Annotated in this window: 8 protein-coding genes; 5 read left to right on the forward strand and 3 right to left on the reverse strand. The window is 59.9% G+C overall.

The genetic code is table 11. The features are described from left to right. Positions 1-75 precede the first annotated feature (75 nt). Positions 76-3,414: a diguanylate cyclase gene (locus tag ACUTQW_RS19680; RefSeq protein WP_020439569.1), complete on the forward strand. Its 3,339-nt coding sequence runs from the start codon at positions 76-78 to the stop codon at positions 3,412-3,414. 215 nt (positions 3,415-3,629) lie between these two features. Beyond that, positions 3,630-3,980 carry a DNA-binding protein gene (locus ACUTQW_RS19685; RefSeq protein ID WP_004951938.1) on the forward strand — a complete coding sequence of 117 codons (351 nt, stop codon included), beginning with the start codon at positions 3,630-3,632 and terminating at the stop codon, positions 3,978-3,980. A gap of 2 nt (positions 3,981-3,982) precedes the next feature. Here ACUTQW_RS19685 and alkA read toward each other — a convergent pair whose 3' ends face one another. Further along, positions 3,983-5,479 carry a DNA-3-methyladenine glycosylase 2 gene (alkA, locus tag ACUTQW_RS19690; protein ID WP_006327225.1) on the reverse strand — a complete coding sequence of 499 codons (1,497 nt, stop codon included), beginning with the start codon at positions 5,477-5,479 and terminating at the stop codon, positions 3,983-3,985. A 181-nt stretch (positions 5,480-5,660) separates the two neighbouring features. Here alkA and yegD point away from each other — a divergent pair, with 181 nt between their 5' ends. From yegD to ACUTQW_RS19705, 3 genes are read left to right on the forward strand one after another with little or no spacing between them, the layout of a single operon-like run. Beyond that, positions 5,661-7,013 carry a molecular chaperone gene (yegD, locus tag ACUTQW_RS19695; RefSeq protein WP_006327226.1) on the forward strand — a complete coding sequence of 451 codons (1,353 nt, stop codon included), beginning with the start codon at positions 5,661-5,663 and terminating at the stop codon, positions 7,011-7,013. Between the two features lie 47 nt (positions 7,014-7,060). Beyond that, a complete protein-coding gene (locus ACUTQW_RS19700; protein WP_006327227.1) occupies positions 7,061-7,624 on the forward strand; it encodes a GNAT family N-acetyltransferase in 564 nt (187 codons plus the stop codon). Next, positions 7,618-8,127, forward strand: a complete 510-nt coding sequence (locus tag ACUTQW_RS19705) for an AAA family ATPase (RefSeq protein WP_006327228.1) — start codon at positions 7,618-7,620, stop codon at positions 8,125-8,127. The genes ACUTQW_RS19700 and ACUTQW_RS19705 overlap by 7 nt, the downstream gene beginning before the upstream one ends. Here ACUTQW_RS19705 and ACUTQW_RS19710 read toward each other — a convergent pair. Together ACUTQW_RS19710 and ACUTQW_RS19715 are read right to left on the reverse strand one after the other, a co-directional pair. Then, entirely contained in the window at positions 8,124-8,741 is a 618-nt protein-coding gene (locus ACUTQW_RS19710) for a pyridoxamine 5'-phosphate oxidase family protein (RefSeq protein ID WP_004951944.1), read from the reverse strand. The two genes, ACUTQW_RS19705 and ACUTQW_RS19710, sit on opposite strands and share 4 nt — an antisense overlap. A gap of 68 nt (positions 8,742-8,809) precedes the next feature. Continuing rightward, positions 8,810-9,763, reverse strand: a complete 954-nt coding sequence (locus tag ACUTQW_RS19715; RefSeq protein ID WP_004951950.1) for an aldo/keto reductase — start codon at positions 9,761-9,763, stop codon at positions 8,810-8,812. Positions 9,764-9,913: the final 150 nt, after the last annotated feature.

Below are 9,913 nucleotides of genomic sequence, written 5' to 3' on the forward strand. Positions count from 1 at the left end.
TTTGCCAATAAATCGTCTCATTCTATCCGCGTCATGACCTCGTTCAGTGACAGAGATGCCGCGAAAAGGTTATCTATGGATATTAGCGCACCCAATCACGTCACCCCGCGTAAAGGCACTTGGCTGACACAGACGCTGCTGGCGACGCTGGCGGTTTTTGTCCTGGCGCTGCTGAGCTTGTTGCTGTCCCGTGAATCCAGCCATTTTACCCCGCTGTGGTTCCCGACCGCCGCCATCATCGTGGCACTGTACCGGCTACCGACGAAACTGTGGGGATTGCCGCTGTTGGCATTCTGGGTTGCCATCATAGCAGCCAGTTTTACCCTTTTCGGCTACAGTTGGCTGCCGGCCAAGCTGGCGCTGCTCAACCTGCTGGAAGCCGTGGTCAGCACGCTGCTGCTGCGCCGCCTGCTGTCGGCGGACGATCCGCTGAACGGCCTGGTCAGTTGGCTTAAATTCGTGGTCTGCGCGGTGATTTTCACCCCCTTGTTCAGCGCCCTGCTGGCCGCCTGGTGGGCCCCTGACCCCAGACAACCGTTCTGGTACCCATTCAGCACCTGGTTTATTTCGGAAGCGGTTGGCGTGCTGTCGCTGACGCCGATCGGGCTGGCGTATAGCCGCCGCATGCTGGAGACGCTTAATCTGTTCTCGTTGTTGCTGACGCTGATGGGGGCGCTGGCCTTCAGCTACCTGGCGCTGAGCTACCTGCCCTTCCCGTTCACCTTCGTTATTCTACCGCTGCTGTGGGCGGCAATCGCGCTGCCGCGGCTGGAAGCCTTCACCATCTGTTTTTGCACCACGCTGATGGTCACCATGATGATCTCGTTCGGGCTGCTGCATGTCCATCTGACTCTAACTCCCCTTAGCAATATCGAGATTTACCTGCCGATTTTGCTGATTTTGATCCCGGCGCATTCGATGGCGATGGTGATGCACGCGTTCCGCGAGGAAAAACGGCATATCGTCGAAAGCGAAGCCCGCTTTCGCAACGCCTTGGAATATTCCGCCATCGGCATGGCGTTGGTGTCTCCGCAAGGGAAATGGCTGCAGGTCAACCAGGCGCTGTGCAAACTGCTTGGCTATACGCCAGAGGCGCTGCATCGGCTGACGTTCCAGGAAATCACCCACCCGGACGATCTGGATGCCGATCTGACCCAAGTGCGCGATCTGCTCGACGGCCATATCAGCAGCTACACCCTGGAGAAACGTTATATTCGCAGCGACGGTGAGCAAGTCTGGGCGCTGCTGGCGGTATCGTTGGTACGCGATCCCGAAGGACTGCCGCTGTATTTTATTTCTCAGGTGGAAGATATCAGCGAACTGAAACGCACCGCAGCGGAAAACCATCGGCTGGTGGAGCGCATCACGCTGGCCAATCAGGTAGGCGGCGTCGGCGTTTGGGAATGGATGATGCACGGCGAAGTCCTCACCTGGGACAAACGCATGTATGAGCTTTATGACCTTAGCCCGGACCAGACGCCGACGCTGTCGCTGTGGCGCACGCTGCTGCTGCCGGAGGACCGCGAGCGCACCGATCGCGAGATCGCCTCGTTGCTGGAACATCCGCAGCCGTTCATTCTGGAATTCCGGCTGCTCACCCGCCAGGGGAAAGTGCGCCACATTCGTGGCCAGGGCAACGTCATTCTGGACGAACAGGGCCTCCCCTTGCGCATGATCGGCACCAACATCGACATGACGGAGGTCAGAAACCTCGCCGGAGCGCTGCACGAAGAAAAAGAGCGCCTGCACATTACGCTCGACGCCATCGGCGAAGGCGTGATCTCCACCGACGATGAAATGCATATCACCTTTATGAACCCGGTGGCCGAACAGATGTGCGGCTGGCCGCTGGGCCTGGCGATCGGCATGCCTATCGCCGGCGTGGTGCGCCTGACCAACGGCAAAGACGGCGAGGAAGTGGAAAACCCGATCCAGTGCTGCCTGCAGGAAAACCGGGCGTTATCGACAGATTATGCCCTGGTGCTGCACAGCCGTGACGGGCACCATTTCGACATTCAGCAGTCGGTATCGCCGCTGAAAACGGTGGACGGCGAAGTGATGGGCGCAGTGATGGTATTGCAAGACGTCACCGCCTCCCGCGAACTGATGCGGAAACTGAGTTACAGCGCCTCGCACGACGCGCTGACCGGCTTGCCAAACCGCACCAGCTTTGAGAAGCGCCTGAAAGCCGCCATCGCCGGTGCCGGTGAAAAGCAGCAGCATGCGCTGGTCTTCCTCGATCTCGACCGCTTCAAGGCGGTCAATGACAGTGCCGGCCATGCCGCAGGCGACGCGCTGCTGAGGGATATCGCCCAGTTGATGAAACATCACCTGCGCAACAGCGATTGCCTGGCCCGGCTCGGCGGCGATGAATTTGGCTTGATCCTGTTCGACTGCCAACGGGAACAGGCCAAATCCCTGACGCAACAACTGGTTAGCCATATCAGCCAACACCCGTTTTTTTGGGAAGGGAAAATTTATCACGTCGGCGCCAGCGCAGGCATCACCCATATCGATGCTGCCAGCGGCAATAGCGGCGAACTGCTGGCGCAGGCGGATATCGCCTGTTATACCGCCAAACATCGCGGCCGCGGCCAGGTTTACCTCTACGAAGCGCGCCAAAAAACGATGCAGGAGCGCCAGCATCAAGTGCTGACGCGGCAGGAAGTGACAACCATCATCACCGAGGGGCAGTTGGTGCTGAACGTCACGGCCGTGGCGCCGCCCAAAACGCCGCAGGCGGTCTGTTTTTATCAACTGAAATTGCAGGTCATGCCGCTGGACGACCGGTCGTTGACCCGCGACGAATTTATCGCCGCCGCACAGCTTTACGATCTGCTGCAGGCACTGGATCGTTGGATCATCGGGCAAATTTTGACGCAGCACGCTGCCGACATTAGCCGCAAGGGCCTGTCAGTGGCGCTGCCGCTGGCGACCGACAGCCTGCTCGATGCGCAATTCCAGCGCGATCTGCTGACATCTTTCGGCGCTTCCCCATTGCAGCCTGAGGCCCTGTTGTTGATGGTCGATGACACTGCGCTACTCGAGCATGCGGCCATCTGCAAGCCCTTTATCCACCAGTTGCAGCAGCTGGGTTGCAAGCTGATCGTCAACGGTTTTGGCAACAACCTCAATGCCTTCGACGAGTTGCACGGCCAGAAGATTGACTATATTCGCATCGACGAACGCTTTATCACCAACGTGCATTGCAATCAGATGGACGAGCTGATGGTGTCCATGCTCAACAGCGCGGCTCACCGGGTACAGGCCCAGACGCTGGCCGGCCCGGCGCACCAGCCGATCACGCTCAATACGCTGCAGGCCATCGGCGTCGATCTGGTCGACGGCGACACCGTGGCGCTGGAACTGCCGCTGTCGGAGCTGCTCAGCAGCGGTTATTTCGGCATCCGCTAACCCTGGCCTTTCCCCTGCCTTTCAGACTGCGGCCTTATCATCGGCCGCACGCCCCTTGCCGATCTTTTTTGCTTAGCCAAGCTTGAGTTAATGGTATAACTAATGGGTAAAGATTAATCGTTTGAATAACATGACATCGCCGGACGGCGATCAAAAACGCCAGTCAGGCCGTTTAGAGCACCGTCTTTGCGTACGATTGCCCAGGGATTATGGCTATGAAAAATGAGTGGTTCGCCGCCAGGGAGCTTACAGGCATTGCAGGATTACCCACCTCACCACAGGGAATCAATTTGAAAGCCCGGCGCGAAGGCTGGATCAGCCGCCGCCGAGAAGGCATACAGGGCAAAGCCGTGGAATACCATATCGACAGCCTGCCCATCGGCGCGCGCAGTTTGCTGATGCTGCAAGAAGAACCGGCTGCCTATCAGGTGGAACGCCAGCCGCCGCTGGCCGTGTGGATTGAGTATTACTACCACCTGACGCAAAGCGAACGCGAAAAGCTGCTGAGTTTTTTGATGCGCGAAGGCATCAGCAGCCTGCTGGCGCTTATCGCCACGAAAGAGTAACCCTACCCGGCAGCCTCTGTCAGCGGTGCCCAGCCGTCGTTATGCCACAAATGCAGCGTGGCGTAGGAACGCCACGGCCGCCAGCGTTCGGCATAGCGCTCAATCTGGCGCGGCGTCATGCCGGGGAAACGCTGTTTGATCAGATAATCCCCCGTTAAAAATACATCCGGCCATGACCAGGCTCGCATGGCGATGTAGCTCGCCGTCCAACTGCCGATACCCGGCAGCGCGGTCAGCGCCTTGATCCCCTGCTCTATATCCAGCACGTTATCCAACTGCAATCGCCCTTCGGTGACCGCCTGTGCAATGGCGATCAGCGCCGCCGCGCGTTTGAGCTGTACCCCCAGCGGGCGCAAATCTTCGGGCTGCAATTGAGCCACCCGTTCAGCGCCGGGAAACACATGAGTAATGCCGTCGTAAGGCTGTTCCAGCGCGGTGCCCCAGCGTTCGGCCATACGCCCGGCAAAGGTGGCCGCCATCTTCACGCTGACCAGTTGCCCCAGCACCGCGCGGGTCGCCTGCTCGAAGCTGTTGACGCAGCCGGGCAGCCGTAAGCCCGGCGTATCGGCGGCTAATGCCCCTAACGCATTGGCGATAAGATCCGGGGCAGCGTCCAAATCGAAGAGCTGGCGGATACGCCGCAGCACCTCGGTGGTCACCCGGCTCAGCGAAGGCGCAATTTCTACCCGCACCCGGTTACGCGCCTCTTCCGGCAGCACGCTGACCCAACCACGGTATTCCACCCCGCCCAGAGTGACGGCGATCGACCGCAAATATTGTTTATCCTGAACTTTTTCCACACCGCTTACCGCACGCGTCTGTAAAAAACCCAGCATGCGCGGCCAGTCATACGGTGGGCGATAAGCCAGATGAAACACCAACCCACTGGCGACGGTGCGCTCATTGCGGCTACCGTTGCTGCGCAGCGCGGAGGGGATCAGCCGGTAGCGCGCCTTGAACAATTCATTAAACCGCCGCAGGCTGCCGAAACCTGCGGCAAACGCCACCTCGCTCAACGGCAAATCGGTATCCGCCAGCAGCCGCTTGGCCTGCAACAGCCTATGTGACTGGGCGTAATCAATCGGCGATGCGCCAAACTGATCGGCAAAGATGCGCCGCAGGTGGCGATCGGAAATCCCCAGCCGCGCCGCCAGTTGCTCGCAGCTGTGTTCGGACAAATAGCCCTGCTCAATCAGTTGCACCGCCACCTGCGCATAACGATTGCCGAGGTCGATCAGCGCCAATCCCGGCGCCAACTCCGGCCGGCACTTCAGACAGGGGCGAAACCCCGCCAGTTCCGCCGCCGCCGCACTGGGATAAAAAGTGCAGTTTTCGATTTTCGGCGTGCGGGCGCTGCACACCGGTCGGCAATAGATGCCGGTCGACGACACGCCGACGAAAAAGCGGCCGTCAAATTTTCGATCGCGCGCACTCAGTGCGTCATACAGGGCCTGTTGCTGGTTTTTCATGGCAACGCTCGGGGTCAGTTTTTTGTTCATTATGCGACTCGGCTAGCGCGCTGACGTGCGGGATTCGGACATTAAGACAGGAAGCCTAAGTTAAGCATAGCGCCGCCCGCCCCGCTAAATTTTTCGTCAGTTAAGCGCGCATACGTTGCCCAGGGGCCGGGACTCGGGTAAAGTCGCCCCCCTTCATTGGCATGGGGATTAGAGAAAAGACATGTTTATTGGATTTGACTACGGAACGGCCAACTGTTCCGTCGCAGTGATGCGAGATAACGGCCCCGAGCTGCTGGCGCTGGAAAACAACGAACCTTACCTGCCGTCGATGCTGTGCGCACCGACGCGCGAAGCGGTGAGCGAATGCCTGCACCGCCACTGGCAGGTGCCGACCGGCAGCGAAGAGAACCAACAGTTGCTGCGCAGGGCCATCAACTACAACCGCGAAGAAGACATTCCGGTCGGCAACGACAGCGTTCAGTTTGGCCTGCTGGCACTGGCGCAGTACGTTGAAGATCCGGAAGAAGTCTATTTTGTCCGCTCGCCGAAATCCTTCCTCGGGGCCAACGGCCTGAAGCCGCAGCAGATCGCGCTGTTCGAAGACCTGGTGTGCGCCATGATGTTCCACATCAAGCGCCAGGCGGAAAACGTGCTGCAAAGCAGCATCAGCCAGGCGGTCATTGGCCGCCCGATCAACTTCCAGGGCATCGGCGGTGAAGACGCCAACCGGCAGGCGCAGGGCATTTTGCAGCGCGCCGCCGAACGCGCCGGGTTTAAGGATATTGAATTCCAGTTCGAGCCGGTAGCGGCAGGTCTGGACTTCGAAGCCACGCTGAACGAAGAGAAAACCGTGCTGGTGGTGGACATCGGCGGCGGCACCACCGACTGTTCGGTGTTGTTGATGGGGCCGCAATGGCGCGATCGCGCCGATCGCCAGCAGAGCCTGCTGGGGCACAGCGGTTGCCGCGTCGGCGGTAACGATCTGGACATCATGCTGGCGTTCAAACAGTTGATGCCGCTGTTCGGCATGGGCGGCGAAACCGAAAAGGGCATCGCCCTGCCTGCGCTGCCTTACTGGAACGCGGTAGCCACCAACGACGTGCCGGCGCAGATCGATTTCTACAGCGCCGCCAACGGCCGTATGCTGCGGGATCTGATCCGCGACGCCGCCGATCCGGAAAAGGTCAAGCGCCTGCTGAAAGTACACCAACAACGGTTAAGCTACCGTTTGGTGCGCGCAGCGGAGGAGAGTAAAATCGCCCTGTCCGCACAGCAAACCACCCACGCACCGCTGGCGTTCGTCCAACCGGAACTGGCGGAAACCATCAGCCAGGATCAGTTGGCCGACGCTATCTCTCAGCCGCTGTTGCGCATTCAGGAACAGGTCAGTGCCGCGCTGGCCAGCAGCCAGACCGCGCCGGAGGTGATTTACCTCACCGGCGGCAGCGCACGCTCACCGCTGCTGCGCGCCGCGCTGCAACAACAGCTGCCTGGCATTCCTATCGTCGGCGGCAACGATTTCGGCTCGGTCACCGCCGGGCTGGCGCGCTGGGCGCAAACGCTGTTCCGTTAATTGCCCGTGGGCGCGGCCTGCCGCGCCCCGGTCATTGGAGGCCAGTGATGTCTGAAATACTCTCCCCTGAAAGCGCTCGGCTGCGGTTGCGCGCCTGGCGCGACGAAGACCTGCCGGCCTTTGCCGCCCTCAACGCCGATCCGCAAGTCATGCGGTATTTCCCCTCGGTGATGACAGCCGATCAAAGCGATGCGCAGGCCGACAACATCCGCCGGTTCATGCGCCTGCACGGCTGGGGCTTTTGGGCAGTGGAAGTGAAAGGCGGCGCGCCTTTTATCGGCTTTGTCGGGCTGGCGAGGCGGGCGGACGATCTGCCCTGTTCCCCCTGCGTGGAAATCGGCTGGCGGTTGGCGGCCTCCCATTGGGGCAACGGCTACGCCAGCGAAGCGGCCAGGGCGGTACTGGCTACCGCCTTTAATTCGCTGCAACTGGATGAAGTGGTGTCTTTTACCGCCGCCGTCAATCAGCCTTCGCGTCGGGTAATGGCGCGTATCGGCATGGCGTTCAACGGCGAAAGTTTCCTGCACCCGCGCTTGCCGCAGGGCCATCCGCTGCAAAACCATGTAGTGTATCGGCTGGGACAGCAACAATGGCGGGCACAGCAATGCTGATCGTTTTTTCCGGGCTGCCGGGCAGCGGTAAAACCACACTGGCGCGAGCGCTGGCGGCCAGGCTACCGGCGATTCATCTGCGCATAGACACTCTTGAACAGGCGATCCGCAACAGCGGCATGCTGGCGGGCGACATTGGGCCGGCCGGTTACTTTGCCGCTTATGGCGTGGCCGAAGACAACCTGCGTTTGGGCCACCGGGTGATTGCCGACTCGGTCAACCCGCTGCCGGTGACGCGGGCCGCCTGGCATGGCGTGGCGCAACGCGCCGGCACCACTTGCTTTGATATTGAAGTCTACTGTTCCGACAGCGCCGAACACCGCCGCCGAGTGGAAACCCGCGACGGGGATATCGCCGGGCTGAAACTCCCCGGTTGGCAGAGCGTTATCGATCATGACTATACGCCTTGGGCCACGCCGGTGGCCCGCATCGATACCGCCGGCCAGCCGGTGGAAAGCTGCCTCGCCCGGCTGCTGGCGTTGTTAAGCGCCACGCCGCGCTAATACAGCGTATCCCGCAGCCGCTGCGGCAGTGCGCTGTCGTACTCGTCGCCGTCAAACTGCGTTTTACTCACTTCGGCCAGAATGTTGCCGGTGCTGGGCAGTGCCGAACGCTCAAGGTGGCTGGCTTCGTCCCACAGCCCTGAGCGCAATATCGCCCGGCTGCACTGGAAAAACACCGCCTCCACATGAATGCGCAGCACCGAACGCGGCAGCATTTTGCGGTGGGCGAAGCGCTGCAGCACCTCTTGCGCCACAACAATCTCCGCACGGCCGTTAATCCGCAGCGTTTCGCCGATACCTGGGATCAGCAACAGCAGCGCCACCCGGTTGTCGTGCAAGATATTGCGCAGGCTGTCGATACGGTTGTTACCGCGCCGGTCCGGCAGCAGCAGGGTTTTCTCATCTTCGATATGAATGAAACCGGGCGGATCGCCGCGTGGGGAAACGTCCATCCCATCAGGTCCAACGGTGGACAACGCGGCAAAAGGTGCAGCTTCGATAAAGGGGCGGTAGACCGGATGAATGTAACTGACTTCTTTAAATATCGACGGCGCGGCGGGTTTGCCGTACAGCTGCTCCAGCGCGGCAAGATCGTTGATAATATCGCTTTGCATTACTGCTCCCTGAATGGATCACATTGACCCATTCAGGATAGAGCAAAATTACCGTCCAGTAATCCCTATTACCCGGCGCTGGCTTCGTTTAGCACCTTAATATCATCGGCATCCAGTTGCAGCCGGGTAGCGGCGATCAGCTCATCCAGCTGCTTTAACGACGTGGCGCTGACGATTGGCGCAGTGATGCCCGGCCGGGCGATCAACCAGGCCAGCGAGACTTGCGTCGGCGAAGTGCGGTGTTTTTCCGCCACCCGATCCAACGCGGCCAAAATGCGGAAACCGCGCGGGTTGAGATATTGCGCCACAATACGGTCCCCGCGCTGGCTTTTGCCCTCATCCTGCGCACTGCGGTATTTGCCGGTCAGGAAGCCGCTGGCCAGCGAGAAGAAGTTGATCACCCCCAGGCCATGGCGTTGCGTCACCGCCGCCAGCTCTTTTTCGAACCCTTCGCGCGCGTACAGGTTGTATTCCGGTTGCAGGGTTTCGTAACGCGCCAGCCCTTCCTGCTCACTCACTTTCAGCGCCTCTTCCAGGCGATCGGCCTGATAGTTGGAAGCGCCTATCGCCCGCACCTTACCGGCCTTGATCAGCGCATCGAACGCGGCCAGGGTTTCCGCCAGCGGCGTGTCCCGGTCATCGTCGTGCGATTGATAGAGATCGATATAGTCGGTCTGCAGGCGGCGCAACGAGTCTTCCACCGCCTGCCGGATGTAGCGCGGCGACAGCCCCTGTTTGCCTTCGCCCATCGGCTTGCCCACCTTGGTGGCGATAATCACCTGGTCGCGCTTACCGCTTTTTTTCAGCCACTCGCCAATCGTGGCCTCGGACTCCCCACCCTGATTACCCGGCGCCCAGCTCGAATAGACGTCGGCGGTATCGATGAAATTGAGCTGGTTTTCCACCAGCGCGTCCAACAGGCTGAATGACGTCTCGCGATCCGCCGTCCAGCCAAACACATTACCGCCGAAGGTCAATGCCGGCACCTGAATGCCCGAACGGCCCAATTCTCTTTTGCTCATTGCATGCTCCATGGGATAAATAATTTGCAGGGTAATTATTAGCGCAGAATCAAGAAATCGTTAAAACGCATTGGCTATAAGCCGGAATAACTCACTTATAAACATAGTCAATTTATATCCTATAGCTTTCAAATTGCAGCCAGGCGGCAA

The organism is Serratia sp. TSA_7, from assembly GCF_052692135.1.